The sequence below is a fragment of the Arthrobacter cupressi genome (genome assembly GCF_900099975.1).
GTDB classification, from domain to species: Bacteria; Actinomycetota; Actinomycetes; order Actinomycetales; family Micrococcaceae; genus Arthrobacter; species Arthrobacter cupressi.
Genome location: NZ_FNEI01000001.1, coordinates 25,562 through 51,570, shown reverse-complemented (window position 1 = coordinate 51,570; position 26,009 = coordinate 25,562). Strand labels below are relative to the sequence as shown.

The window sequence follows — 26,009 nt, the reverse complement described above, 5'->3', positions numbered from 1 at the left end:
TTCGAAACTCGTGGTGGTCTAAATTGGGTCTACTTGGCGCGCTTGTAGAACGGCAGCGCGACGACTTCGAAGGGCTCTGCCTTGCCGCGCAGGTCCGCTTCCAGTGCGGTTCCGATGGCGGAATGCTCGACGTCGACATACGCCAGCGCCACCGGGTAGCCGAGGGTCGGCGACGGCTGGCCGGAGGTCACCTCACCGATCACGGCACCGTCCTTCAACACCGGGTAGTGGCCGCGGGCGGCACGCCGGCCCAGGCCCTTCAGGCCCACCAGGCGCCGGCCGGACGTGCTGCCCGCCCCAGAGGCCTTGAGCGCAGCGAGTGCCTCCTTGCCGACGAAGTCGCCTTCCTTGGACAGGGCCACCACCTGGCCGAAGCCCGCGGCAAAGGGGTTGCCTTCCAGGGAGAGTTCGTTGCCGTAGAGCGGCATGCCGGCTTCCAGGCGCAGCGAGTCGCGGCACGCCAGGCCGCACGGGATCAGGCCCAGCCCGGCGCCGGCCTCGGTGATCGAGGCCCACAGGGCGGCGGCTTCCTCGTTGGGCAGGAACAGCTCGAAGCCGTCCTCGCCGGTGTAGCCGGTGCGGGCCACGATGACGTCGTGGCCGGCCACGGTGACCTCGTTGAAGGCGTAGTACTTCAGCCCGGTGACCAGCTCATGCTGGGAGTCGCCCGTGAGCTTGAGCAGGATCGCCTCGGCGTTCGGGCCCTGCACGGCGATCAGGGAGGTGGCATCGGAAGCGTCCTCCACCACGACGTCGAAACCTTCCGCCCGCTTGGCCAGTTCCGCCGCGACGGTCGGTGCGTTGCCCGCGTTGGGGACCACGAGGTACTTCTCCGCACCGAACCGGTAGGTGATGAGGTCGTCGATGATGCCGCCGTCGGGGTTGCAGATCAGCGAGTACTTCGCTTTCCCGTCCACGACGGCGGACAGCTTGCCCACCAGGGCGTAGTCCAGGAACGCGCCGGCATCCGGGCCGGTGACCCAGACCTCGCCCATGTGGGAGAGGTCGAAGAGGCCGGCGGCCTGGCGGACGGCGTGGTGCTCGGCCAGTTCGGAGGTGTACTTCAGCGGCATCTGCCAGCCGCCGAAGTCCGTGAAGGAAGCCCCGAGTGCCTCGTGCGTGCCGTAAAGGGCAGTGTGTTTGCTCATGTGAATGTCCTTTTGCGCTTCCGGCTTAGTTCTCGAACTCTTCGATGGGCGGGCAGGCGCAAACCAGGTTGCGGTCGCCTGCGGCACCGTCGATGCGTCCGACCGGCGGGAAGTATTTGTCCTGCTTGAGCGACTTGACCGGGAAGACGGCCTGCTCGCGCGGGTATTCGCGCTTCCAGTCCGTAGCGACGACGGCGGCCGCGGTGTGCGGTGCGTTGCGCAGCGGCGAGTCCTCCACCGTGAAGTCGCCGTTGGCGACCTGCTCGATCTCGGCGCGGATGGTGATCATGGCCTCGATGAAGCGGTCGATCTCACCCAGGTCCTCGGACTCGGTGGGTTCGACCATCAGGGTGCCAGCCACCGGGAACGCGAGCGTGGGTGCGTGGAAGCCGAAGTCGATGAGCCGCTTGGCCACGTCTTCGGCGGTGACGCCGGTGCGTGCGGTGAGTTCGCGCAGGTCCAGGATGCACTCGTGGGCCACGAGCCCGCCTTCGCCGGTGTACAGGACCGGGAAGTACTCGTTGAGGCGGGCGGCCACGTAGTTGGCGGCCAGCAGCGCGGACTTGGTGGCTTCGGTGAGGCCTTCACCGCCCATGAGCTTCACGTAGGCCCAGGAAATCGGCAGCACGCCGGCGGAGCCGTAGCGGGAGGCGGAGATCGCCACGCCGTGGCCTTCCTCGTGCGCGGACTTGGTGGCGTCGCCGGGCATGAACGGAGCCAGGTGCGCCTTGGCCGCCACCGGGCCCACGCCCGGGCCGCCGCCGCCGTGCGGGATGCAGAAGGTCTTGTGCAGGTTCAGGTGCGAGACGTCGCCGCCGAACTTGCCGGGCTGGGCCAGACCGACGAGGGCGTTGAGGTTCGCGCCGTCGACGTACACCTGGCCGCCGGCCGCGTGGACGGCGTCGCAGACTTCGCGGACGTCGCCGTCGTACACGCCGTGGGTGGACGGGTAGGTGATCATGATGCAGGACAGCACGTCCTTGTTGGCATCGATCTTGGCCTGCAGGTCATCGTGGTCGATCAGGCCATCGGGGGTGGTGGCGACCACCACGACCTTCATGCCGGCCAGGACGGCGGACGCGGCGTTGGTGCCGTGGGCCGACGCCGGGATGAGGCACACGTTGCGCTGTTCGTCGCCGCGGGAGTGGTGGTAGCCGCGGATGGCCAGCAGGCCGGCGAGTTCGCCCTGGGAGCCGGCGTTGGGCTGGATGGAGACCTGGTCGTAGCCGGTGATGGTGGACAGGTCCGCTTCCAGGCCTTCGATCAGTTCACGCCAGCCGGCGGTCTGGGATTCCGGGGCGAAGGGGTGGATCGAGGCGAATTCCGGCCAGGAGATGGCTTCCATTTCGGCGGTGGCGTTCAGCTTCATGGTGCAGGAGCCCAGCGGGATCATGGTGCGGTCCAGCGCCAGGTCGCGGTCCGAGAGCTTGCGGATGTAGCGCAGCAGCTGGGTTTCCGAGCGGTGGGTGTTGAACACCGGGTGCTGCAGGTAGTCGGAGCTGCGCACGACGGCGGCGGGCAGCTCGAGCGCGGACGCGTCAGGAACAACCGGGCCGGCACCGAAGGCGACGGCGACGGCGGAGAGCACCTCCGGCGTCGTGGTTTCATCCACGGAGACGCCCACGGTGTCAGCGTCGATGCGGCGGAGGTTGATGCCGCGGGCTTCGGCGGCGGAGATGACCTGCCCGGCCTTGCCCGGCACCTTGACGGTGATGGTGTCGAAGAAGGACTCGCTGACCAGTTCGCGGCCGGCGGCCTGCAGGGTGGCGGCCAGGGAGCGGGCGTTGGCGTGCACGGTTTCGGCGATGGCCTTCAGTCCGTCGGGGCCGTGGTAGACGGCGTACATCGAGGCGGTGATGGCCAGCAGCGCCTGTGCGGTGCAGATGTTGGAGGTGGCCTTCTCGCGGCGGATGTGTTGCTCGCGGGTCTGCAGGGCCAGGCGGTAGGCCGGAACGCCGGCGTTGTCCTTGGACACGCCCACGATGCGGCCCGGAAGCTGGCGCTCGAGGCCCTTGTGCACTGCCATGTAGGCGGCGTGCGGGCCGCCGAAGAACAGCGGGACGCCGAAGCGCTGGGCGGTGCCGACGGCGATGTCCGCGCCCTGTTCACCCGGAGGGGTGATGAGGGTCAGCGCCAGCAGGTCGGCGGCGACGGTGACGAGGGCACCGCGTTCCTTGGCGGCGGCGATGACGGCGGTCTGGTCCCAGACCCGGCCGGACACGCCGGGCTGCTGCAGGACGATGCCGTTGATGTCGCCGTCGGGCAGGCCCTGGGAAAGGTCGGCGACCTCGACCTCGAAACCGAGCGCCTCGGCGCGGCCCTGCACGATCGCGATGGTCTGCGGCAGGACATCCGCATCCACGACGGTCTTGCCGGCGGCTGCGGCCTTGTTCTTGTTGGCGCGGCGCATGAGCAGCACGGCCTCGGCGACGGCGGTGGCTTCGTCGAGGAGTGAGGCGTTGGCGATGGGCAGGCCGGTGAGGTCTTCCACCATGGTCTGGAAGTTCAGCAGGGCTTCGAGGCGGCCCTGGGAGATTTCCGGCTGGTACGGGGTGTAGGCGGTGTACCAGGCCGGTGCTTCGAGGATGTTGCGGCGGATCACCGGAGGCGTCACGGTGTCGTAGTAGCCCTGGCCGATCATTTGCACGGCGGTCTTGTTCTTGGCGGCGAGCCGGCGCAGCTCGGCCAGCACCTCAACCTCGCTCAGGGCTTTCCCGAGGGAGAGGGCGGATTCCTGGCGGATGTCGTTGGGAACGGCGGTGTCCACGAGCGAGTCGACGGTGTCATAACCGACGGTCTTGAGCATGTGGTCGATATCGGCTTGGCGGCGTGCGCCGATATGGCGATCCACGAAAGTGGTTGATGCTGAACTAACAGTCACGAAGGAACTCCATTGACGAAGGGGGCGCTGGGTACGCCACAGTGATTGGGTTCCTCCCCACTCTGTCTTGGACCTGAGAGATTCCGCAGAAATGACTGCTTGCACCGTCGGTGAGCCCTTTGTCCCGAGGGGACAGCGGACTGCTTTCCAGAGTTGCCTTGCTGCGGCGGTACATGGGGCCTGAGAGATTCCTGGGGAGGATTTGCTCCTACGGCGCCTGCATCACATGTCTGCAGGACTCTCCCGCCGCAGATCAGAGGCGTATTCACTTATGTGTCTTGCTACGTGCAGCAGCCGGTGATGGTTGCCACAAGGCTCAATTGTCCTATGGAGCGGACCTGTTCGCAAATGTATTCCGCGTCCGCCGTGACGGGGCAGCCGTCCTCGGCCTGCTCAGCCCTTGCGGAGGATCTCGACGGCGGCGAGCAGGGCATCGACGTCGGCCTGCCGCCGGGCGGCGGCGTCGCCGTGGCCGCTTTCGAACATCGCATTGAAGTAGAGCCCGTCGCCCATGTACCGGACCGCCTTGGCCAGGTCCGTTCCGATCTCTTCGGCGAGCACGTCCAGCCACTGCTGCTGGATGCCGGCGAAGCGGCGGCGGGTCTCCTCGTGGGCCACTTCGGCCAGCCGGGTCGCCGCAACGAACACCCGGTCCATGGGTGTGTCGGCCCAGAGCGATGACTTGATGAAGTAGGCGGCGGCTCCTTCCGGAGCGGACTTCATCGCGTCGATCTCCGTCTCGGCCAAGAGGTCCAGGCGTTCGAGGAGGGCGCCGATCATCGCTTCCTTGTTCGGGAAGTGGTAGAGCAAACCGCCCTTGGACACGCCGGCGCGCCTGGCCACGGCGTCCAGGGTCGCGGCCCGCTCCCCTTCGTCGATCAGGACAGCTTCGAAGGCATCCAGGACGGCGTCCCGGGCAACAGGTTTACGCGGCATGGTCTCCATCATCCCCCACAACCCTTGATCGGAAGCCCGGTTCTTGCTCCACTGGCACCATGAGCACCGAACAGCTGATCATCATCGGGTCCGGCCCTGCCGGCTATACCGCCGCCATCTATGCTGCCCGCGCCGGGCTGGAACCGCTGGTCATCGCCGGTTCCGTCACCGCCGGCGGCGCGCTGATGAACACCACCGAGGTGGAGAACTTCCCGGGCTTCCCGGGCGGGATCCAGGGCCCCGAGCTGATGGATGGGCTCCAGGAACAGGCGGAGAAGTTTGGCGCGAAGATAGTGTTCGACGACGCCACGTCCGTTGAGTTGACGGGACACCTCAAGCGTGTGGTCACCGGCGCCGGGGAGACCCACGAAGCGCCTGCCGTCATCCTCGCCACCGGCTCGGCGTACAAGGAGCTTGGCCTGCCGGAAGAGAAGAGGCTCAGCGGCCACGGGGTCTCCTGGTGCGCCACCTGCGACGGGTTCTTCTTCCGGGAACAGGACATCATCGTGGTGGGCGGCGGCGACTCCGCCATGGAGGAAGCCACGTTCCTGACCCGCTTCGCGAAGTCCGTGACCGTCGTCGTGCGCCGCGGCGAACTGCGCGCGTCCCGGATCATGGCCCAGCGCGCCAAGGACAACCCGAAGATCAGCTTCGCCTGGAACTCCGCCGTCACCGCGATCCACGGCAACGCCAAGGTCACCGGCGTCACCCTGGGCGACACCCGCAGCGGCGAGAAAAGGGAGCACGCGGCCACGGGCATTTTCGTGGCGATCGGCCACGTCCCGCGCACCGAGCTGCTCACCGGCCAGGTGGAGCTGGATGCCGAGGGCTACATCAAGGTGGACTCGCCCACCACCGTCACCAACCTGCGGGGCGTCTTTGCCTGCGGGGACGCCGTTGACCACCGCTACCGGCAGGCCATCACCGCCGCGGGCAGCGGATGCGCCGCGGCCCTGGACGCCGAACGCTACCTCGCGGCCCTGGAGGACGCGGACAGCATCGCCACGGCACTGGTGGAAGAGCCCACGCATTCCTGAGCCGGCCAGCCCAACCGCCATTTACGTCACACCGGTCTTGCTTAATATGTGCGATTCCGGCGAACTTGCGGCATGCTTGATGGGTCCAAAGGTTTGGCTACCCTAATTTCCTGCAGCCACCTTGGCCCCGTAGCCCACCGGCTCCTGTTCGCAGAAAGTAGCATCCATGATCCGCAAGAACGCGCTGGCCGGCATCGCCCTTGCCGCGGCCGCCGCCCTCAGCCTGGCCGCCTGCGGCGGTACCACTCCCTCCGCGGAAAACAGCAGCCCTGCGGGTCCCACCGACATCACGGTCTACAACGCGCAGCACGAAAGCCTCACCAAGGAATGGATCGAGGAGTTCACCAAGGAAACGGGCATCACCGTCACGCTGCGCCAGGGCTCGGACACCGAGATGTCCAACCAGATCATCCAGGAAGGCGCCGCGTCCCCCGCCGACGTGTTCCTGACGGAGAACTCCCCCGCCATGGCGCAGGTGGAGAACGCCGGGCTTTTCGCCGACGTCGACAAGGCCACCCTCGCCCAGGTTCCCGCCGGCTTCCGCCCTTCCACGGGCAAATGGACCGGCATCGCCGCCCGCTCCACGCTGTTCGTGTACGACAAGAACAAGATCAGCGAGGACGAACTGCCCAAGTCCATGCTGGATCTGGCCAAGCCGGAGTGGAAGGGCAAGTGGTCTGCCTCCACCTCGGGCGCTGACTTCCAGGCCATCGTCTCGGCCCTCCTCGAGCTCAAGGGCGAGGCGGTCACCAAGGAATGGCTCAAGGGCATGAAGGAAAACGCCCGGGAGTACAAGGGCAACCGGACGGCCATGAAGGCCGTCAACTCCGGCGAGATCGACTCCGCTCTGATCTACCACTATTACTACTACGGCGACCAGGCCAACACGGGCGAGAACTCCAACAACGTCACGCCGTACTACTTCAAGAACCAGGATCCCGGGGCGTTCCTGTCGATCTCCGGCGGCGGCGTGCTGAAGTCCTCGAAGAACGCCGAAAAGGCCCAGGCCTTCCTGAAGTTCATCACCGGCAAGAAGGGCCAGGAAATCCTCCGCGACGGCACCTCCTTCGAGTACTCCATCGCCTCCGGCGTTGACGCCAACAGCAAGCTGGTCCCGATCAAGGAGCTCGAGGTTCCCACCGTTGATCCGGCCAAGCTGAACTCCAAGAAGGTCACCGACATGATGACCGAGGCGGGGCTCCTCTAATTCCGTGAGTACTGTTCCATCGGCTCCCGCTTCCCAGGGGAGCACGACGACGGCGGGCAAGGGCAAGCGCCCTCGCCCGCCTTTCGGCGTTCCTGCCCTTTCCGTCACCGCGGCCCTGATCGCCCTCTTCTCGCTCCTGCCGCTGGGCTACGTCGCGTTCATGACGGCCGCCACCGGCTGGGACACCGCCGTCGGGCTGATCTTCCGGCCCCGCGTCGGTGAACTGCTGGGGAACACCATCCTGCTGATCCTGATCACCGTGCCGCTCTGCCTGGTGCTGGGCGTCGGCGGCGCCTGGCTCGTGGAACGGACAGTGCTGCGCGGCCACCGCGTGTGGGCCGTGGCGCTTGCCGCGCCGCTTGCGATCCCGGCCTTCGTCAACAGCTACGCGTGGGTCTCGGTGGTGCCGTCGCTGGAAGGCATCTGGTCCGGGGTGCTGATCGCCACCCTTTCCTACTTCCCGCTGGTCTACATCCCGGCGGCCGCGATGCTGGGGCGGCTGGACCCGGCCATCGAGCAGTCCGCGGCTTCCCTCGGGCTGGGTCCTTGGGCCGTGTTTTTCCGCGTGGTCCTGCCGCAGCTGCGGATCGCCATGACAGGCGGGGCCCTGCTGGTCGCCCTGCACCTGCTGGCCGAGTACGGCGTCTTCGCGATGATCCGCTTCGACACCTTCACCACGGCGATCATGACCCAGTTCCAATCCACCTTCAACGGCACCGCCGGCAACATGCTGGCGAGCGTGCTGGTGCTGTTCTGCCTGGCCCTGCTGCTGCTGGAGGTGCGCAGCCGCGGGACCGCCCGGTACGCGCGGATCGGCTCCGGCGCCCAGGCCAAGGCCGTCCGCCTGGGGCTCGGCGTTTTCCAGCTGCCGGCCCAGCTGGCCCTGCTGGCCCTGACCGTGCTGGCGTTCGGCCTGCCGTTCTGGCTGGTGCTGCGCTGGGTCCTGCTCGGCGGAAGCGACATCTGGGATGCCGCCGAGTTCATCCCGGCCCTCCTCCAGACCCTCGGCTACGGACTGGCCGGGGCGCTGGCCACCACGGTGGTGGCGTTCCCCCTGGCCTACCTCGCGGTCCGGCACCCCGGATGGTTCAGCAAGTCACTCGAACTGTCCAACTACATCACCAGTTCACTGCCCGGGATCGTGGTGGGCCTGGCGTTCGTCACCATCAGCATCCGGCTGGCACCCGGGGTTTACCAGACCGCCGGCCTCCTCATCGCCGCCTACGTCCTGCTCTTCCTTCCGCGTTCCCTGGTGAACCTCCGCTCCGGGCTGGCGCAGGCGCCCAAGGAACTCGACGAAGCAGCCCGCTCGCTCGGCAAATCCCCGTGGGTGGCCTTCCTGAAGGTCACCCTGCGCCTGAGCGCCCCGGCCGCCGCCGGCGGCGCCGCGCTGGTGTTCCTCGCGATCGTCAACGAGCTGACCGCAACCCTGCTCCTGTCCCCCAACGGCACCAGCACGCTGGCCACCGAGTTCTGGAGCAAGAGCAGCGAGATCGACTATCCCGGTGCCGCTCCCTACGCGCTGCTGATGATCCTGCTGTCCGCACCGATGACCTACCTGCTTTTCCAACAGTCCAAGAAAGTGGCCGGACAGTGACCGAACAATCCCCATCCAGTCTTCCGGCACCGCGCATCGCGCCGGCCATTGCCTCAACCACGGACCCGCACCTGGACATCACGGATGTCACCAAGAACTTCGGCGCCCAGTCGGTGCTGAAGGGAGTCAATCTCTCGGTCGCCAAGGGCGGTACCACCGCGATCGTCGGCCCCTCGGGCTCGGGCAAGACCACCCTCCTGCGCCTGATCGCCGGCTTCGAGCACCCGGACGCCGGATCGATCGGCCTCAATGGCCGGCAGGTGGCCGGTAACGGCGCCTGGCAGCCGGCCCACAAGCGCAAGGTGGGCTATGTGGCGCAGGACGGCGCCCTGTTCCCGCACCTCACGGTGGGGCAGAACATCGCTTTCGGCCTGGACCGTTCCGGGCTCAGGGAGTCAGGGCTCGACGGCGGCCGGAACGCCGTGCGCCGTCGGGTCGCCGAGTTGCTGGAGATGGTGTCCCTCGACCCCGCCATGGCGAAGCGGCGCCCGCACCAGCTGTCCGGCGGGCAGCAGCAGCGGATCGCCCTCGCGCGGGCCCTGGCCCGCAAACCGGAACTGATGCTGCTCGACGAGCCGTTCTCGGCGCTGGATGCCGGACTCCGGGTGGCCACCCGCCGGGCCGTTGCCAACGTCCTGAACGAAGCCGGCGTCACCACCATCCTGGTCACCCACGACCAGGCCGAGGCCCTCTCCTTCGCCGACCAGGTGGCGATCATGCGCGGCGGAAAGCTGGCCCAGATCGGCAACCCCTTCGTGGTGTACACCCGGCCTGCGGACCGGGCCACCGCGGAGTTCCTCGGCGACGCCGTCATCCTGGACGCCTGGATGGAAGGTTCGCTGGCCACCTGCGCCCTGGGCGGTATCCCGGTGCGCCGGCCGCCGGTGCAGGGAGCCGTGCAGCTCATGCTCCGGCCCGAACAGATCCGGATCGCCCCCGACGGCCCCATCCGCGGCGTGGTGGTGGACACCGACTATTTTGGCCCGGAAACCACCGTCCGGATCCGCCTGGCGCCGCTGCCGGATGCCGGCGCAGACCACCGCTTCCCCGGCGGCGGGGAAGTCATCACCATCCGGCACTGGAACGCGTCCATCACCAAGCCTGGAACTGAGTTGTGCCTGCGGGTCGTGGGCGAAGGCGTGGCCTTCCCGGCGGACCCCACCCAGGCCTGATTCCACGCGGGAAAGACCGGCGCCGGCTTCCGCGCCAGCCAAACCAAACAAACAAAAAAGTGATCCAGCTTGCATTGGGGCTCCTCTGCGTCCATACTAAATGAACGCTATTCATTTAGTGATTCTTCTCTCAATGGCTGTGCGGCACCTCCCTGTCCTCCCCGACAACGCCCGGCCAGCTAGAAAGGGCCCCCAATGAGCCAGACAATCAACCGGGACGGCAACGCTGCCGGCTCCGAGCATAAGATCAGTGGCAAGGGACTGAAGACGGGGCAGCTCGGCCTCCTCGCCGTCGTCGTCCTTGGTATTTCCACCATCGCCCCCGCCTACACGCTGACCGGCGCCCTCGGCCCCACCGTCGCCACTGTCGGCCTGCAACTGCCCGCCATCTTCCTCATCGGCTTCATCCCGATGATCCTGGTGTCCCTCGCCTACCGCGAACTCAACGCAGACTCCCCGGACAGTGGCACCACCTTCACCTGGGTCACCAAGGCCTTCGGCCCCTGGGTGGGCTGGATGGGCGGCTGGGGCCTGCTGGCCGCCAACATCATCGTGCTGTCCAACCTTGCCGGCGTGGCGGTGGACTTCTTCTACCTGTTCCTCTCCCAGCTGCTCGGCAATCCGGACATCGCAGAACTCGCCTCGGACAAGCTGCTCAACGTGGTCACCTGCCTGGTGTTCGTGGCCCTGTCCGTGTGGGTCAGCTACCGCGGCCTGCACACCACCAAGATCGTCCAGTACGGCCTGGTGGGCTTCCAGGTCCTGGCCCTCGGCCTGTTCGCGGTGATGGCCTTCGCCAACTGGTCCGCCTCGGAAACCGCCATCGCCTTCAGCTGGGACTGGTTCGATGTCAGCAAGGTTGAAAGCTTCGGCCAGATCGCGGCCGGTATCTCGCTGTCGATCTTCGTGTACTGGGGCTGGGACGTCTGCCTCACCGTCAACGAGGAAACCGCCAACGGCAAGAAGACGGCCGGCCTCGCCGGCACCCTGACCGCACTTGCCGTCCTGGGCATCTACCTGGTGGTGACCATCGCCACCATGATGTTCGCCGGCGTCGGCGATTCCGGCGTGGGCCTGAACAACGAAGAGAACCACGCGAACATCTTCACCGCGTTGGCCTCCCCCGTGATGGGCCCGCTGGCCATCCTGATGTCGCTCGCCGTGCTGTCCAGCTCGGCGGCGTCGCTGCAGTCCACCATGACCGCCCCGTCCCGCAGCCTGCTCGCCATGGCGCATTACGGTGCCCTGCCCAAGCCGTTCGCCCACATGAGCGAAAAGTTCTCGACGCCGGGCTTCGCGACCATTGCTGCCGGCGTCCTGTCCGCGGGCTTCTACGCGATCATGCACATCGTCAGCGAGAACGTCCTCAACGACACCATCCTGGCCCTGGGCCTGATGATCTGCTTCTACTACGGCCTCACCGCGATCGCCTGCGCCTGGTATTTCCGCAACAGCATCTTCAGCAGCGCGCGCAACTTCGTGCTCCGCGGACTGTGCCCGGTCCTGGGTGGCATCGGCCTGTTCGTGGTGTTCTTCCAGACCGCCGTGGACAGCTGGGCCCCGGAATTCGGCAGCGGCTCGGAAATCGGCGGCGTCGGCCTGGTGTTCATCCTCGGCGTCGGCATCCTGGCCCTGGGCGTGGTCTGCATGCTCATCCAGGCCCGCCTGCGCCCCGGCTTCTTCAAGGGCGAGACCATCCGCCAAGACACCCCCGCGCTGGTGGTTCCCGAATAGCTTCCGGCGTCTGAGCGGAGCGTCGGAACGAGCCGCGCCGCCTGTTGCGGCTGCTCACAGTGAAGCCCTGGTCCGGAATTCCGGGCCAGGGCTTCACTGTGTCAACTGATTAGCATGCCGTCAGCGGCTTGCCGGCTCACCAGTAGTGCGCCACGTCCACCACCAGCCGCGACCCCGTGTCCGGTCCCGCCAGGGTGAAGACCCGGAACGGAAGCCGCGCGCGGACGCCCAGGCCCAGCGAGGTGTACCCCTCGAAGCTGCCCGCCCAAGCCACCTGCCGGAAGGTCTGGTAACCGGTGACGTTGCTCAGTTCCTTCTTGTTGGCGGGGTTGTACGTGGCCTGGCCGCTGGAGTTGTACGCCGGAGCGTTCACCGTGACCTGGATGAAGGCGCCGCCCCTCAGCGGAACGGGGAGCCCCGAACCGTCCTGGACCACCTGGGAAACATACTTGACCGTGTACCCGGCGACCTTGCCGTTGAGGTCGATGACCAGGCGGTCGTAGCAGGGCTGCTGACCTGTTCTGACATTCGTGACTTGTGCACCGGACATCGCGGCGTTGGTCTTGGCCAACGACCCCCACACGATGCCGCAATACGAGGCCGCCGAAGCGGGCCCCGGAGCGATGAGACCAAGACCGGCAGCCATGACCAGAGCTGCGAGCCAGGTGTAAACCTTTTTCATTGTGGGCCACCTCCCTTGAGTGATTGATACCTCAAGGGTAGGAGCGTTTTACCCCGGAACAGCGGCTTGTATCCGCTTCGGCGCACAACCGTTAGAAGCCCTCCGGGCGGGTTACGGAGCGTCATCCGGGGGCTCTTGTTTGCCCGTTTTTGGGGCTCCTGCGGGCCTTTCGCAGCCCCGTTCGTTATCCGCGATAACGACGCCGGCGGGCACCTTCACGGGGCAGCGCCCGTTCTTCCTCCTTCGGATTCCGGTCCTGCGGTCTTGGCCCGATGAGGTGCGGGCCCCCGCCCAGCCACGGGGGTCCGCCCCCTCACCGGGTCGTCCTGGTGGATTGGACTACCGGACTGCCCTTGCGGAGCCCGCGAACGGCTTCACCCGCTTGCTCAGCACGATCAACACGAATCCGAGCAGCAGGCTCATCATGAGCGCCAAGAGGCCGGACCCACCCAGCAGGGGCTGCGCAAACGAAGCCGCTCCCGCCGCGAGCGCGGTGCATGTGCCGCGCGGAGTTGCCGCGGCCAGGCCCGTTGTCGCCGCGAAGCCGCCGGCTGCGGCGCCCTCGGCGGCTCCGGGGCCGCTCGACCGGACGTTGATTACAACGTCAGCCCCCTGAGCAGTTCCGCTGCCGGATCCCGGCTTTCCCCCGGCACCCTCAGTGGTCCCGTTATCAGCACTCCCTGCGCTGAAACCCCCCAGCAAACCATTGAGGAATCGAACCACAGCCGGAACGCCCTGGTTCGCGCTGTCGGTGCCACTTTGAACATTGCCTCCACCGTTCTGTTGTCCGCCCGTGCTGGCGGCGGCGCCGGGGAGTCCCGTGTCCAGGATTCCTGCTTTGTTGAGGGCCCCTGTTCCGGCGTCAAGGTTGCGAAGGAGTCCCGTGTTCCGGGTTTCCGGGTTGCCCGGTTCACCCGTTACGGCACGAAGGTTGCGAAGGAGTCCAGAGTCAAGAAGTCCCGGTCCAAGCGCTCCGGTGCCTGCGGCCTTCCCGGAACCACCAGCCGGGGCCTGCGGTGCAGCAGTCCCGGCACGCACCGCGCCAAGGGAAACAGCCACGTCAGCAGGGCCGGCCTGCGTCACCGGTGCGATGCCCGCCGTCGTCGAACCAGTCGTCGAACCGTCGGCCCCGGCTTCCACCGTCCCCAACGACACCACTACATCAGCCGGGCCGGCCTGCGTCACGGGTGCGCTGCCCGCCGGTGTGGCGGCAGGCGCTGCCCGGCCATCGAGCGACACCGCCGCGGTGGTGGGCTGGCTGGCCGACGGCGAGGTTGCCCCGGTGCCAAGGGTTCCGAGCTGGACGCCCACAGTTCCATTGGCTTGTTCCGGGGCGGTTGTGCCAAGAGTTACCAGCAGGGTGCTGCTTCCGTCCTGGCCCTTGGTGTCCGCGGCAGAGGCCGCGGCGGCTCCGGCGAGCATGACCCCGCCGGCCAGCAGGGCACCATAGAGGCCCCTGCGTATGAAATTCTGCATGTCAATCTTCTCCTGAGAAATGAGCTTGAATGATCGCCCGCCAGGTTCAGGCAGGCATGGCTGTGCGGTCGCAGGACCGCCGGGCGATCATTCAGTCAGGAGAAAAACCGGGATTTCGGTTGAGCGCGTTTGGATCGGGCGCGCTGGCCCGGGTCTTGGGTTCGCCGGCCGGGTTGTACGGCATGCTGAAGGCATCAGTGGTGCCGGCGGCAGGCGTCTGCGGGCTCGAGCCCGCACAATTCGCCCCACCCGCGGCACCGGCAGGCGGCGTCGCAGGCAATGGGCCGCCCACGGGTTGCCCGGCCGAACTCTGCAGGGTTGCTTCGGGCGGCGTTCCGGCGGCCCGGAACACGGGGGCGTCGAAGGGCTGGCCCGCCCGTTCCGTGCCGGGAGGAGAATACGCCGCAGGGGTGGGGTTCTGCACAGCTGGCGGGGCCGTTTCGGCGGGGGTCGAGGAGTTAGCCGCAGCCGCAGGAGGGGCGGCGGCCACCTGCGGTACCACGACGTCTACGACGACGGCCGGCAGCGGGACTTCGTTGAGGATCGGTTTGACCACCGCGGTGGTGTCCCGGACCACGGATTCGACGACTGCGGCGGCAGGCTTGGAAATGGACCTCACCGCCGATGTGGCCGTGGGCGTTGTGGTGGCGGCCAGGTTCTGTGCGGCCGTTTCGAGCGTTCTCGGGGGAGTTTCCGCCAGGGCCGCCGCGGGCGCCACGGCGCTGTCAACCACATCCTTAACAGTCGTGCCGGCTTCCGCCACGGCCTGGTTGAGCACGGTTTGGTTGAGCACGGTTTGGTTGAGCACGGCCTGGTTGAGCACGGCCTGGTTGAGCACGGCCTCCTTCGAAGCGGCGCCGAGGTCCTGCACCACAACTTCCTTCACTGCGCCGACCGTCCCGGCGCCGGCCGTCCCGGAAACGAGCGGGGACGTGTCGGCGGCGAAGCTCGCCGCTGCGCTCACAAAGACCCACACGACGGCGCCAAAGAGCGAGGCGAAGAAGATCCGCAGGGCGCGCTGGAGCAAGGCCGCGGGCACGATGTTCTGCACCATGGCGTTCACCCCCAGCGCGCGTAACCTCGAACGATCGTGTGATGAGGGTAGGAGCGTCCCCCGGGTAATTCAAGCCCCCGTCGCTAAAAGGATGCGACGGCAAAAAAGAAAGCCCCGCCAGGCCGACGGGATCGGCAGACGGGGCTTTCCGGAAATGCGCGGGGACTTAGCCTTCGCAGTCGTAGCAGTACTTGAGACCGTTCTTCTCGAGTGCGATCTGCGAGCGGTGGCGTACCAGGAAACAGGACGAACAAGTGAATTCATCAGACTGCTCCGGGACAACCACAACGGTCAGTTCTTCGCCGGAAAGGTCGGCGCCCGGAAGGTCGATACCCTCGGCAGTGTCGTTCTCGTCAACATCGATGACAGCCGTTTGGGCACCGGAGCCGCGCGACGCCTGAAGGGCCTCGAGCGATTCGGCGGGAGACTCTTCTTCGGTCTTGCGTGGGGCGTCGTAATCGGTAGCCATTAGTGTGGTTCGCTTTCGTTGCTGCACAGTGCCATTCCGGCACCTCAGTGAAGGAGTTTAGGGCATAGTACATGGCTTCAACGAATAGTGTGTCCAAGAAAACATTTTCGGCGTCACCGCACCCGTTCCGCGCCGGATGCGGCGCGTTTTAGCGCAGCCGGGTTAAAAATGGAAGCCTCCACGGGAGGGCCCGCGGAAGCTTCCATTTTTCTCTCAGTCGTGTCCGCCTAGCTGGAGGGACCGCCCGTACCGTACATGACTGAGTAGTGCGACAGCCCCTTGCCGGAGGTGTGCGTGAGGGTCACGCTGGTGACTCCGGGATCGTAGTAGGTGATCTCCGCACCGAGGCCCTGGTTCGCCGAGCCTGCCTTGACGCAGGTTGCGGTGATGACCATGCCGGCCGGTGCCGTCAAGGTGATCGACGTGACGTCTCCGGTAACGTCGATCCGGCCTGAATCCCACTCCGGACACAATTGTCCTTCCGCAGGGGCAGCGCTGGCGGGCATGGCCCCGCCGAGGAAAACCATGCCCGCAACAGCAGCCGCGGCCAGTATTCGCTTCATTCTTCACTCCTCAATGAGCATTGGAAATTCCGGTCCCGGGTCCCTGTAGTCCCGCGACCTCTGCGTTCTGGCCGGCCTTTTTCAATAGATGAAATCCGCGCACTCGGATCGTTGGCACATGACGCGCCCCAACTGTGCACCATCTCCACCGTCCAGCTCGTGACAGATGGCATCCCGCTGAATGCCTACACGCTCTTTGCGTGCTGCTAGAAACAATAGGGACGCGTGGGACAGGGCGCCCGAGTAGTTTGTACTCGTTTTTCAGGGCCCGTCCCGGCTACTTTTCGTTCCGGATACTCATTCCCATTGCCTGCCTACCCGGGCACCATGGAGTGATCATGGAATCCACGGAAAATCGGGCGGCCGGGTACACGCCGTGGCTGCTGGGCCCTGTGGCCACGGGGACGGGGCTGCTGGCCCATCTGGCGTCCGGCGGGGATCTCCCTTGGCCGCCGGCACTGCTTGCTTTCGCGGCGCTGCTCAGCATGTGCGCCTCGCTGTTGTCCCGGTTGCGCCTGCCTGTGTGGGCGCTGCTCCTTCTGTGCGGGGTCACCCAGCAGGCACTCCACCTGGCCTTCGTGCTCTTCTCCGGGATAGTCCCGGGCCAAGGGTCATCGCAGCATTCACACGTGCTGGGCCTGCCATTGGTCCAGGGAGCGGCGCAGTCGACAGCCGGGCATGTGCAGGAAGTGATGCTGGTCTTCCATGTCGCGGCGGCATTGCTGACCGCCCTGCTCATGGCAAAGGCCGGCAGCCGCTTCCCGCGGCGGCCGGCCCCCGGCTGGGGTCGCGTCAGGCAATCCGCACGGGATCGCCGTCGGTGAGGATGAACCGCAAGGACCGTCCGTCCGCCAGCACGCCAATGTCCGCGAGCGGATCCCCGTCCACGGCGATCAGGTCGGCGTAACCGCCCTCCGCCACCACGCCGGCCCGGCCGCTCTCCCCCACGATTTCCGCGCCCACGAGGGTGGCCGAACGAAGCACCTCGAGCGGCGCCTGGACCCTGGCCCGGAGGCGGAACTCTTCAAGCTGGTGGTCCAGCCCCGCACCGTGCAGGTCCGTCCCGTAGCCAATGCGTACGCCGGCGGCCGCGGCCTTGGCCAGCGATTCAAGGCCGCGCTCAAAGATGTCCTCCACGGCCGCCTTCTTGGCCGGGTCCAGGCCATGCCCGCTGGCACCGGACAGGATGGCCCAGTAAGTGGCCAGGGTCGGCACGTAGAAGGCGCCCTTGGCCAGGAACAGCTCGATGCATTCATCGTCCAGGAGGTTTCCGTGCTCGATCGTCCGCACGCCCAGCCGCAGCGCGCGCGAGACCGCCTCCGCCGTGTAGACATGCGCCGCGATGTACCGGTGCGCCAATCGGGCCTCGTCGACGGCGGCAACCACCTCCGCGTCCGAGAAGCCCAGCGCTTCGAGCCGCATCTTTGAGACAACTCCGCCCGAGAGCGTGAGCTTGGCATGGTCCGCCCCGTCCCGGAACTCCGCACGCAGGGCCCGGCGGAGTTCCACCTCGCCGTCGCAGACCTTCGCCAGGACATGCCCGCCGGTGGGGGCGAAGATCGGCCCGCCGGCCTTCAGCCGGGGCCCGGTGACGAGCCGCTCCTCGACGGCGCGGGACAGCCCTGTGTCGGCCCCGCCCATGTCGCGGACGAGGGTGAAGCCGCGCAACAGCATCCCGTGCATCACCCGGGCGGTGCGCGCCGCGTGGTACGACGGCGTCCAGGAGAGGATTTCGTTGAAGTCGCCTGAGGCCTGGGTGACGTGGGCGTGGGCGTCGATCAGGCCGGGCAGCACCGTCAGTCCGCCGAGGTCGATCTCGACGGCGTCCTGCACCGTCCGGGTCGACTCCGAAATTTCGGCGATCCTCCCGTCGCGGGCCACAACGGTCCGCGGCGCCCCCAGTTCCCCGCTTTCCACGTCGAGGATCCGTGCATTGCGGAGGACGACGGACCCCGTGCGGATCTGCCCCGGATCTGTCCTAACCGCCATGGGTGTTCCTCTCTGCCGTCCGTACGGCCGCTCCGGCGGGGTCGAGCGGACCGTCCCCGCCCGCCGTCGTCGTCTTTCCGGATGCCCGCTCGTCGATTTCTTCGAGGGAGCGGCCGCTGGTGGACACCCCGAAGACCAGGACCACCAACGCCGCGCCGCCCAGTACCGCCATGACCATGGTGAACACGCCGCCGAAACCGAGCACCGGGTAGGCGGCGCCGATCAGGATCGGGGCCGTGATCCCGCCGATCCGGCCGAAGGCCGAAGCACTGCCCATGCCGGTGGCCCTCAGCCGGGTCCCGTAGACCTCCGGGGTGTAGGCGTAGAGGCCGGCGTAGCAGCCGTTCATGAAGAAGGAGAGGAGGGAACCGAAGGCGAGGACCGCGCCTTCGCTGGGCGCCTGCGAGAGCAGGAAGGCTGCCACGGCACCGCCGCTGAGGTAAATCGCGATGGTCACGCGGCGGCTGAGCCGCTCATTGAGGAATGCGGCACTGTAGTAGCCAGGGATCTGCGCGATCGTGATGATCAGGGAGTACGTAAAGCTGCCGGTGATGGTCATTCCCTTGGCCACGAGGAGAGAGGGAATCCAGACGAAGAAGCCATAGAAGGAGAACGTCACCGAGATCCAGAGCAGCCAGATCACCGCGGTGCGGCGGGCATTGCCGTGCCGCCACAGTTCGGCCTGTTGAAACAGGGGCGGCGCCTTCGGGGCCTCCGCTTTGACGGCGATGACGCCCGAGCCGCTGGTGCGGACGAGCCGCCCTTCCTCGAGGCCCTGGACAATCCGCTCTGCCTCGGCCTCGCGGCCACGGGTGAGGAGCCAGCGCGGGGATTCTGGAAGCACGCGCCGCCACCAGAGGAGCATCACGATGGGGACGGCGGTGATGAGCTGGCCGATCCGCCACCCTTCGGGCAGGCCGGCGACGACCGTGGTGCCGATCAGGGCCGCGCTGACGTAACCGAGGGCGAAGAACCCGGCCACCGCGCCGACGAAGAAGCCCCGGCGCTTCTTCGGGATGAATTCGGCGATGAATGTAGGAATGATGGCGGCCTCGGCGCCGATGCCGATGCCCGCGATCACCCGCATGATGAAGAAGAATTCCCAGCCCTGGGAGAACGCGGCAACGATCGTCGCGCTCGCGTAGAGGGCGAGTGCGTACATCATGACCTTGCGGCGGCCGATCCTGTCGCCGAGGGCGCCGGCCCCGATGGCGCCAATGAAGATGCCTATCAGCAGGGAGCTGCCGATGAGGCCGGCCTGGGCGCCATCCAGGTGCCAGAGCGGTTTGATGATCGGCATGATGTAGGAGACGAGCGAGCCGTCCATGCCGTCAAACAGCAGTCCAAGGCCTCCGATGAACGCGAGCTGGACGTGCGGCTTGCCTACCCGCATACCGTCCATGCGTTCAAGGAGTGACCGCGTGGTTGCCATCGCATTGCCTTTCTGTTGGGGAAGAACGGCGGTCCCGCCCAAGCGAGCAGGACGTCCATTCATCGCTCTTGGCATACAGGATTCCACTTTTTGTGTGCAATGTCACTAGTAAACGGTGACATTTTACATACTTGGCATACCAAATGAGTTTCAGACTCAGGACGAGGGATCGACCTGGGGCCCCGGCCACGCTCCAGCGCCGCGTCATAGAGGAGGCGGCCGATGGCCAGATCCTGCAGTCCCGGCAACCGCACCGGTGCGGGGTTCTCGCGCCCGGCAACCGCATCGGCGATCACCTGGCCGAGCCCGCCGGCCACGTCCTCCGCGGCCTGCTTCCTGAATCGCTGTCCAAGCCAGGAACCTGCGGGCAACTCAGCCCGTGGGAGCCAGGGCCGTCCCCGATCTACTCGTAGTTGACGCCGATGAGTACGGCGCCTGGCAGTTCCAGAGTCCACGGATGGGGATTTCCGCCGGCGAACAGATCGATCCGCGTCCCGTCGTCGAGGATGAACACGGGGTCGATGAGTTGTTCACCGTCGGCTTGCGCGTCGACAAGTTTGCGTCCCACCAGCTCCTGGAGCCTTGATTGCAGATCGGGCGAGCTCCAGTCGAACTGGGAGTCTGGCGGGCGGATCATCCAGGGGCACATCAAAGTGAGGGACCAGGAATCACCCATCAGGTTCAGACAGGGGTTGTTGACCTGGAAGGTCAGGATCGTCAGAGGGAGTGCCTCCACCAGGGAAGCGCGGGGGGTTTTCATGGGATTGGTCCGACGCGGTTTGATGAAATTGTTGTCCTTGCCCAAGCAGATCTGCACGACGGTGCCGGATCTGCGGCCTGCCCCCAGCCTCCTGATCGCTTTACTGGGCCGCTCTGGCCAGCGCGGCCTTCGCCTGGGAGATCAGTTCCTGGACTTCCCGCGAAGCCCTGGCCTGTTCCCGGTTCGGGCCGCTGTCTGATCTCCAGTCCGAACGCAACTCGTTTTCGGCGTCGCCCAAGAGTACGTATGTGCGCCGCAGTATTTCCTCGAAGGTTGCCAGATAGGCCATCGCTGAGTCTCCGTCGTTCAATGAAGTCCGCCCCGGGCTGCGGCCTGAAATCTCGTCAATTCAATCGGTGCCTGCTGTCGCCCGGCGGCCTTCATAAGCACACTTACCATTCCCCCGTATGGTCATGATAGGGCAAAGATCAAGGGTTTGGCGGGCCGGAACGAGGGGATTTCTGAGGCGTTCTGTGACCGTTCGCACACCATGGTCACTTGGCCGTTCAAGTCGCGCAGCGAGGGCTACCGGAGTGCAAGGTGGCGAGGATGGAGCGGGGCCGGCGGCGGCTGGGGGAGAGAGTCCCGGCTCGGTACAGGGCTCTCACAGCGCCGACCCCGCCCAGCCTTGGGCCTCTGGGTTGGCCCGAGTCACGCCCAAAGGCGCCGCGGAACTGCGCCTGCGCGGCAGGGCCCCGCGGATCCTGATCGTGCTGATCATCATCGTAGGCGCAATCATCCTCTACGCCACCGCCGGCGTTCTCGGCTGGGTGCCCTGGCGGACCAGCCCCGGCTCCACCGTCGCCGCAGGCGTCTGGCTCGTCCTGGCGGGGGTGGTCCTGGTCCTGGGAACCCTGCGGATCCGGGCCGCCGAATTCGCCACCTCACGCCGGAGCGCACACCGGGTCCGCCTCGATGTCCCCGTCACCCTCACCGGGGTCTCCGGCCGGCTGCTGGACATCTCCATGGGCGGCGCCGCCGTCCAGGTTGAAGCCGATGCCCTCCCCGACGCCGGGGCCGTATCCCTGGCGCTGCCCGGTACCGACCCGGTTCCCCTGGACATTGTCCGGGTCTGGAAGAGCTCCAAGACCACGTACACCGCATCTCTGCGGGTCCGCGACAACAACTGGAACGCCTACCGACGGCTTGCCCTCTGGCTGTTCCACACCCCGGCAATGCCCTTCCCGGATACCCCGCAGGCGTTCCCGCCATCGCAACCCGGGAGAAGGGCTAAAGCTGCAGCCTCTCCACAGCCTGCAAAGTTGCAACCCGCGTGGCATGGCGGCAATGGATGTGAGCGTGGGCGTCACCTTATAGAGCGGCGGGACGGGTGGTCCCCACCCCCAAAGTCGGTGGGGACCACTTCCGCCCGCCCAGTCCCAGTAACAAAGGACGGACGCACCGCGGGCTGACCGGTCAGGGCTTCACGAGCGCAGGCCGGGTTTCCCAGGCGGCGGGCAAGATGCTACCCGCGATGGGCCGCCGATGGAACACCCGTTGTCCGCCGTGATTGTGCGGGCGTAAGCTGAAGCTGCTTCATTGCATACATGAGTAATGGGCGGCACAAGGCCCCTGCGCCACCGACAGCGTAGAGGCCTTAGCCCGACCCGTTGAAACCACCCCAGGGCACCTCATTGGCGATCACCAGGTGCGTGTTGACCCAGACGGTGCCGAAGTCCAGCCGGCGCGGGACGGACAGCGAACGGGCGAGCCGGGGGTGCCGATCGAGATCTCGCTGACCTCGCGGACCAGCAGTCGGTGAACTTCTCCGCGACGGATTCGTGGACGAGCACGCGGCAGGCCGCGTCGCACTCCTGGCCGCCGTTCCAGAACCCGGCACTGCGGACGCCCTTGGCGGCGGCCTCAAGGGTCGGCGTCGTTATACACCACAACGGGTGCCTTGCGGGTCGCACATGGTCCGGCGAGGTGGAGCTTTCAGCATCCCGGGGGTAAGGCCCGTCACACACACTGTACGTGATCGCAGATCACGCAAGACCTGATTTTGGATGCCTTTGGGAACGCCTCGGGGAAAGGCGCCTCTGTGGAGCGTCACGCGATGCGGCTTTTCGGGCTGCCCGACGGCGGTCTGCCGCAGTTTTTGGCGGGCTGTGGCGCCTGCCCGGGGGCGAAAGTTTGCCGTGCGTGACAACCCGGCCCTGGGCATGGGAAAACCCCGCCTGCGGCTGCGATCTCGCAACTGCAGACGGGGTATGGTGGAGCCCCCTGCCGGATTCGAACCGGCGACCCCCTGTTTACAAGACAGGTGCTCTGGCCAACTGAGCTAAGGAGGCGTTCCCCGGGAACGAGCCCGGGGCGATGCGTCAAAAAAGAACGCTCAACAAGGGTAGCCCATCGCGAGGGCTACGTCCCAAAATACGGCCGCGGGCCGGGCGCTGAATCCAGCAGCGCCGGCCCGCGGCAACGCAAGGACTGACTACTTCTTCGCCGCGATGGCCTTGTTCAATTCGCCGGGGAAGTCCGGCGTCGTCTGGCCGTTCCACTGCTTGCCGTCGATGAAGACGGTGGGCGTGCCGGTGACGCCGACGTTCAGCGTTTCCTGGGTGATGACCTTCACGTAGGGGCGGTAGGTCTTGTTTTCCACGCAGGAGTCGATGCTGGCGGAGCCGACTTCGGTGGCCATTTTCTTGAGTTCGTCGTCGGAGATGCCGGCACTGCCTTCGGCAGGCTGGCGTTCGAACAGCAGGTTGAAGAAGGCTGCATACTTGTCCGGCGAGACATTGGCCACGCAGGCCGCGGCGTTGGCCGCGCGGGAGGAATAGTTGGTGGTGGACTGGCGGTCCAGGAAGCCCAGAGGGCGGTATTCCAGGGTGATCTTGCCTTCGTCCCGCAGCTTGGTCAGGGTCTCGCCGTACGCGGTTTCGAACTGCTTGCAGATGGGGCAGATGAAGTCGATGTATGCCACTACCTTGACCGGCTTCCCGGCCTCCGCTTCAGCGCCGGGAGCCACCACGGTGGCGGGCTTGGTGGCCGGTGCGGACGGCACGGAGGCTAGGTCCACGCTGGCGGCCTCGGACTTGGCTACTTCGGTGCCCTTGAGCAGGGTGACGCCGCCGTGGACGTTGCCGTTGGCCGGCGTCGGGCCCTTGTCCGCAATCGGGGCGTTGTTCTGGATGCCCTGCATGACCGTCACAGCGATGATGCCGATGATCACCACCACGGCAACCACGATGCCCCAGCCAATGAGCAGCTTGTTCCGTTTGTCCTTCTTCAGCTGCGCTTCGCGGATCTCTCGGGCCCTTTCCCGGGCCTGGGCGGTGCGCTCTGCCTTGGACAGGCGCGGTTCGTTTGCGGGGCTCATCAGTTCCTCGTTGATCGTCGGCTTGGTACTGGGGTATGGCACTGGGGCCAGTTTACGGGTGAAGGTCACCCGTCCGGCTGAGGACGCCCACCCCCGTTCAATGAACGAGCGGATGTGGGCGATGATTCCCGCCGGTAGGGTGGGATGTGAGTCACAAGCAATCCCAGGGAGCAGCAATGCAGAAACCGGCAAGCGAAAAACTCACGACCAAGGCGAAGACGAGACCCTCGCCCGAAAGGGCCAAATACGACTTCATGGTGGTCTCCAACCGGCTGCCCGTGGACCGGTGTTCCGCCGACGACGCGGAGATTGACGGCGAGCGCTGGCGGCGTTCGCCCGGCGGCCTGGTGACGGCCCTGGCGCCCCTGATGGCAAAGAGCGACGGCGCGTGGGTAGGTTGGCATGGCGCCCCGGATGAGCAGCTGGAACCGTTCAGCCATGACGATATGGACCTGGTCCCTGTGGAGCTCAGCGCCGAGGACGTTGAGCTGTATTACGAAGGCTTTTCCAATGCCACCTTGTGGCCGCTCTACCACGACGTGATCGCCCGCCCTGAGTTCCACCGGACCTGGTGGGACTCCTACCGCCGCGTGAACCAAAGGTTCGCGGACGCCGTCGCGCAATCCGCCCGTGAGAACGCCACCGTCTGGGTGCAGGACTACCAACTGCAACTGGTCCCGCAGATGCTGCGCCGGGCACGGCCGGACCTGAAGATCGGCTTCTTCAACCACATCCCCTTTCCCCCGCCGGAAATCTTCGCCCAGCTTCCCTGGCGCCAGGCGATCATCGAGGGCCTGCTCGGCTCGGACCTGGTGGGCTTCCAGCGCCCCAGCGATGCCGCGAACTTCATGCGCTCGGCCCGCCGCTTCCTCGGCGCCAGCGTCAAGCAGCAGCAGATCCACGTCAGGAACTCGGCCGGCAACATCACGCACATCGCCCGCGCCCAGGCCTTCCCGATCTCCATCGCGGTGGACCAGATCAGCGAGCTCGCCGAACGCCCGGACATCATCGAACGCGCCCGCCAGATCCGCCACGACCTCGGCAACCCGCGCACGATCCTGCTGGGCGTGGACCGCCTGGACTACACCAAGGGCATCCGGCACCGGCTCAAGGCTTTCGAGGAGCTGCTGCAGGACGGCAGCCTGAAGGTCCAGGACGCCACCCTCATCCAGGTGGCCAGCCCCAGCCGCGAACGCGTGGAGCAGTACCGGATCCTCCGTGAGGAGATCGAAGGCACGGTGGGCCACATCAACGGCAGCTACGACACCATGCAGAACACCGCTGTGCGCTACCTCCACCACAGCTACCCGGTGGAGGAAATGGTGGCCCTGTACCTCGCAGCGGACGTCATGCTGGTGACCGCGCTCCGGGACGGCATGAATCTCGTGGCCAAGGAATACGTCGCCGCCCGCACCAGCCACACCGGCGCCCTGGTCCTGAGCGAGTTCACCGGCGCGGCCGACCAGCTCAAGCAAGCCCTGCTGGTGAATCCGCACGATATCGACGGCCTGAAGAGCACCATCATGCGGGCTGTCGAGCTGCCGGCCAACGAGTCCCGGCGCCGGATGCGCGCCATGCGCAAACAGATCCTGGACCACGACGTCGATCACTGGTCCTCCGAATTCCTCGCCGCCCTGGCAGAAACGGTGGTCCGCGATGACAGCTGAGAACAAGCCGCCACTGAGCCTCTCCGCCGGCCTCCTCGAGGCCGTGCGCACCATCGCCGAAACCGAGCAGCTGCTCGTGGCCATGGACTTCGACGGGACCATCTCCCCGATCGTGGACCACGCCGGGGAGGCACGCCCCCTGCCCCGGTCGGCTGCGGCTTTCGCCGAACTCGCCGCCCTGCCCCGCACGACGACGGCGCTTATCTCCGGGCGCGCCCTGTCCAGCCTGCGGGCGGTCGCCGCTCCTCCTGCCGCCACCCTGCTGATCGGCAGCCATGGCGCGGAGGCCTGGCTGGGGCCCGGCTCCGCCGGGCTGCGGCTGGAGCCGGACCAGGAGGCCCTGCTCGCGGAAGTCCGCGGGATCCTGGCCGAAATCGTGGCCATCGCCCCGGGGACCTTGCTCGAGGACAAGCCTGCCGGCGTCGTCCTCCACACCCGCACAGCTGACGACGATGTGGCGGAAGACGCCGTCGAGGCGGCGCGCACCGCACTGCAGGACAAACACGGGGTGTATTTGAAGGACGGCAAGCGGGTCCTGGAAACCTCGGTGGTCCACGCCTCCAAGGGCGAGGCGCTGGCGTTCCTGCGGCAGGCCACCGGCGCCACGGCGGTGCTCTTCGCGGGCGACGACGTCACGGACGAGGACGCCTTGGCCAGGCTTCACCCGGGGGACGTCGGGGTCAAAGTGGGGCTGGACTTCACGCAGGCCGAATTCCGGGTCGAAGCGCCGGTCCAGGTGGCGGAGCTCTTGGAGGCCGTGCTCCGGGAGCGGCGCGAGAACGTCAGCACAGGCCAGCCGAAAATGTGACGGGCGTAACATCTGCTTCGCCCGGAATGATTTCTGGCATACTCTCTATGTGACGCGGCGCACAGACACCGTGCGGCG

The 26,009-nt window shown here is 66.7% G+C and carries 22 protein-coding genes, 1 tRNA gene, 2 pseudogenes and 2 riboswitches; of the genes and pseudogenes, 10 read left to right on the top strand and 15 right to left on the bottom strand.

Translation table 11 applies throughout. The features are described 5' to 3' along the window. Positions 1–29: 29 nt before the first annotated feature. The 3 genes from gcvT to BLP88_RS00225 all read right to left on the bottom strand — a co-directional run bounded on the left by gcvT (position 30) and on the right by BLP88_RS00225 (position 4,965). Complete coding sequence (gcvT, locus tag BLP88_RS00235; protein WP_074585993.1) at positions 30–1,148, bottom strand: glycine cleavage system aminomethyltransferase GcvT; 1,119 nt, start codon at positions 1,146–1,148, stop codon at positions 30–32. 25 nt (positions 1,149–1,173) lie between these two features. Next, on the bottom strand, positions 1,174–4,029 hold the full coding sequence (gene gcvP / locus BLP88_RS00230) for an aminomethyl-transferring glycine dehydrogenase (RefSeq protein ID WP_074585992.1): 2,856 nt from the start codon (positions 4,027–4,029) through the stop codon (positions 1,174–1,176). Positions 4,030–4,081: 52 nt separating this feature from the next. Beyond that, positions 4,082–4,185: riboswitch (glycine riboswitch) on the bottom strand. A 1-nt stretch (position 4,186) separates the two neighbouring features. Beyond that, a riboswitch (glycine riboswitch) is annotated at positions 4,187–4,285 on the bottom strand. A gap of 137 nt (positions 4,286–4,422) precedes the next feature. After that, positions 4,423–4,965: a TetR/AcrR family transcriptional regulator gene (locus BLP88_RS00225; protein WP_074586567.1), complete on the bottom strand. Its 543-nt coding sequence runs from the start codon at positions 4,963–4,965 to the stop codon at positions 4,423–4,425. 59 nt (positions 4,966–5,024) lie between these two features. Here BLP88_RS00225 and trxB point away from each other — a divergent pair, with 59 nt between their 5' ends. From trxB to BLP88_RS00200, 6 genes and pseudogenes are all read left to right on the top strand, one after another. After that, the gene (gene trxB / locus BLP88_RS00220; RefSeq protein WP_074585991.1) at positions 5,025–6,002 is read left to right on the top strand and encodes a thioredoxin-disulfide reductase; all 978 of its coding nucleotides are present in this window, start codon (positions 5,025–5,027) and stop codon (positions 6,000–6,002) included. A 166-nt stretch (positions 6,003–6,168) separates the two neighbouring features. Further along, positions 6,169–7,209, top strand: a complete 1,041-nt coding sequence (locus BLP88_RS00215) for an iron ABC transporter substrate-binding protein (protein ID WP_074585990.1) — start codon at positions 6,169–6,171, stop codon at positions 7,207–7,209. A 4-nt stretch (positions 7,210–7,213) separates the two neighbouring features. Continuing rightward, positions 7,214–8,806: an ABC transporter permease gene (locus BLP88_RS00210; RefSeq protein ID WP_084110657.1), complete on the top strand. Its 1,593-nt coding sequence runs from the start codon at positions 7,214–7,216 to the stop codon at positions 8,804–8,806. A gap of 122 nt (positions 8,807–8,928) precedes the next feature. Beyond that, positions 8,929–9,375: pseudogene (locus BLP88_RS19290) on the top strand (ABC transporter ATP-binding protein); the annotation flags it as partial. Further along, positions 9,367–9,978: a TOBE domain-containing protein gene (locus tag BLP88_RS19285; protein WP_425388841.1), complete on the top strand. Its 612-nt coding sequence runs from the start codon at positions 9,367–9,369 to the stop codon at positions 9,976–9,978. The pseudogene BLP88_RS19290 and the gene BLP88_RS19285, both read left to right, overlap by 9 nt. A 195-nt stretch (positions 9,979–10,173) precedes the next feature. Further along, positions 10,174–11,712 carry an APC family permease gene (locus tag BLP88_RS00200; RefSeq protein ID WP_074585989.1) on the top strand — a complete coding sequence of 513 codons (1,539 nt, stop codon included), beginning with the start codon at positions 10,174–10,176 and terminating at the stop codon, positions 11,710–11,712. Between the two features lie 136 nt (positions 11,713–11,848). Here BLP88_RS00200 and BLP88_RS00195 read toward each other — a convergent pair whose 3' ends face one another. From BLP88_RS00195 to BLP88_RS00175, 5 genes are all read right to left on the bottom strand, one after another. Beyond that, entirely contained in the window at positions 11,849–12,394 is a 546-nt protein-coding gene (locus BLP88_RS00195) for an AMIN-like domain-containing (lipo)protein (protein WP_074585988.1), read from the bottom strand. Positions 12,395–12,733: 339 nt separating this feature from the next. Then, complete coding sequence (locus BLP88_RS00190) at positions 12,734–13,870, bottom strand: hypothetical protein (protein ID WP_074585987.1); 1,137 nt, start codon at positions 13,868–13,870, stop codon at positions 12,734–12,736. A 91-nt stretch (positions 13,871–13,961) separates the two neighbouring features. Continuing rightward, positions 13,962–14,924: a hypothetical protein gene (locus tag BLP88_RS18860; RefSeq protein WP_245679717.1), complete on the bottom strand. Its 963-nt coding sequence runs from the start codon at positions 14,922–14,924 to the stop codon at positions 13,962–13,964. 166 nt (positions 14,925–15,090) lie between these two features. Further along, the gene (locus BLP88_RS00180) at positions 15,091–15,393 is read right to left on the bottom strand and encodes a DUF4193 domain-containing protein (protein WP_074585985.1); all 303 of its coding nucleotides are present in this window, start codon (positions 15,391–15,393) and stop codon (positions 15,091–15,093) included. Positions 15,394–15,620: 227 nt separating this feature from the next. After that, a complete protein-coding gene (locus BLP88_RS00175; RefSeq protein ID WP_139163254.1) occupies positions 15,621–15,956 on the bottom strand; it encodes a hypothetical protein in 336 nt (111 codons plus the stop codon). Positions 15,957–16,294: 338 nt separating this feature from the next. On the opposite strand from BLP88_RS00175, the gene BLP88_RS00170 reads away from it, so the two are divergent. Then, positions 16,295–16,780 carry a hypothetical protein gene (locus tag BLP88_RS00170; protein WP_074585983.1) on the top strand — a complete coding sequence of 162 codons (486 nt, stop codon included), beginning with the start codon at positions 16,295–16,297 and terminating at the stop codon, positions 16,778–16,780. Here the strand turns inward: BLP88_RS00170 and BLP88_RS00165 are convergent. From BLP88_RS00165 to BLP88_RS00145, 4 genes are all read right to left on the bottom strand, one after another. Then, positions 16,749–17,945, bottom strand: a complete 1,197-nt coding sequence (locus tag BLP88_RS00165) for a metal-dependent hydrolase family protein (RefSeq protein WP_074585982.1) — start codon at positions 17,943–17,945, stop codon at positions 16,749–16,751. The genes BLP88_RS00170 and BLP88_RS00165 overlap by 32 nt on opposite strands. Then, positions 17,935–19,377, bottom strand: a complete 1,443-nt coding sequence (locus BLP88_RS00160) for an MFS transporter (RefSeq protein ID WP_074585981.1) — start codon at positions 19,375–19,377, stop codon at positions 17,935–17,937. The genes BLP88_RS00165 and BLP88_RS00160 overlap by 11 nt, the downstream gene beginning before the upstream one ends. Positions 19,378–19,780: 403 nt before the next feature. Beyond that, positions 19,781–20,137, bottom strand: a complete 357-nt coding sequence (locus BLP88_RS00150; protein ID WP_139163253.1) for a hypothetical protein — start codon at positions 20,135–20,137, stop codon at positions 19,781–19,783. Between the two features lie 100 nt (positions 20,138–20,237). After that, the gene (locus tag BLP88_RS00145; protein ID WP_074585978.1) at positions 20,238–20,426 is read right to left on the bottom strand and encodes a hypothetical protein; all 189 of its coding nucleotides are present in this window, start codon (positions 20,424–20,426) and stop codon (positions 20,238–20,240) included. 352 nt (positions 20,427–20,778) lie between these two features. On the opposite strand from BLP88_RS00145, the gene BLP88_RS00140 reads away from it, so the two are divergent. After that, positions 20,779–21,549 carry a PilZ domain-containing protein gene (locus BLP88_RS00140; RefSeq protein ID WP_074585977.1) on the top strand — a complete coding sequence of 257 codons (771 nt, stop codon included), beginning with the start codon at positions 20,779–20,781 and terminating at the stop codon, positions 21,547–21,549. Positions 21,550–21,737: 188 nt separating this feature from the next. On the opposite strand, the pseudogene BLP88_RS00130 reads toward BLP88_RS00140, so the two are convergent. The 3 genes and pseudogenes from BLP88_RS00130 to BLP88_RS00120 all read right to left on the bottom strand — a co-directional run. Next, positions 21,738–22,039: pseudogene (locus BLP88_RS00130) on the bottom strand (aldehyde dehydrogenase family protein); the annotation flags it as partial. 312 nt (positions 22,040–22,351) lie between these two features. Then, positions 22,352–22,428, bottom strand: a tRNA-Thr gene (locus BLP88_RS00125). A gap of 143 nt (positions 22,429–22,571) precedes the next feature. After that, entirely contained in the window at positions 22,572–23,456 is an 885-nt protein-coding gene (locus BLP88_RS00120; RefSeq protein ID WP_074586561.1) for a DsbA family protein, read from the bottom strand. A gap of 176 nt (positions 23,457–23,632) precedes the next feature. Between BLP88_RS00120 and BLP88_RS00115 the strand changes: the two genes are divergently transcribed. Both BLP88_RS00115 and otsB read left to right on the top strand, forming a co-directional pair. Next, positions 23,633–25,123, top strand: a complete 1,491-nt coding sequence (locus BLP88_RS00115; protein ID WP_074585975.1) for an alpha,alpha-trehalose-phosphate synthase (UDP-forming) — start codon at positions 23,633–23,635, stop codon at positions 25,121–25,123. After that, positions 25,113–25,931, top strand: coding sequence for a trehalose-phosphatase (gene otsB, locus BLP88_RS00110; protein WP_074585974.1), 819 nt, complete (start codon positions 25,113–25,115; stop codon positions 25,929–25,931). Before BLP88_RS00115 ends, otsB begins: the two co-directional genes overlap by 11 nt. Positions 25,932–26,009: the final 78 nt, after the last annotated feature.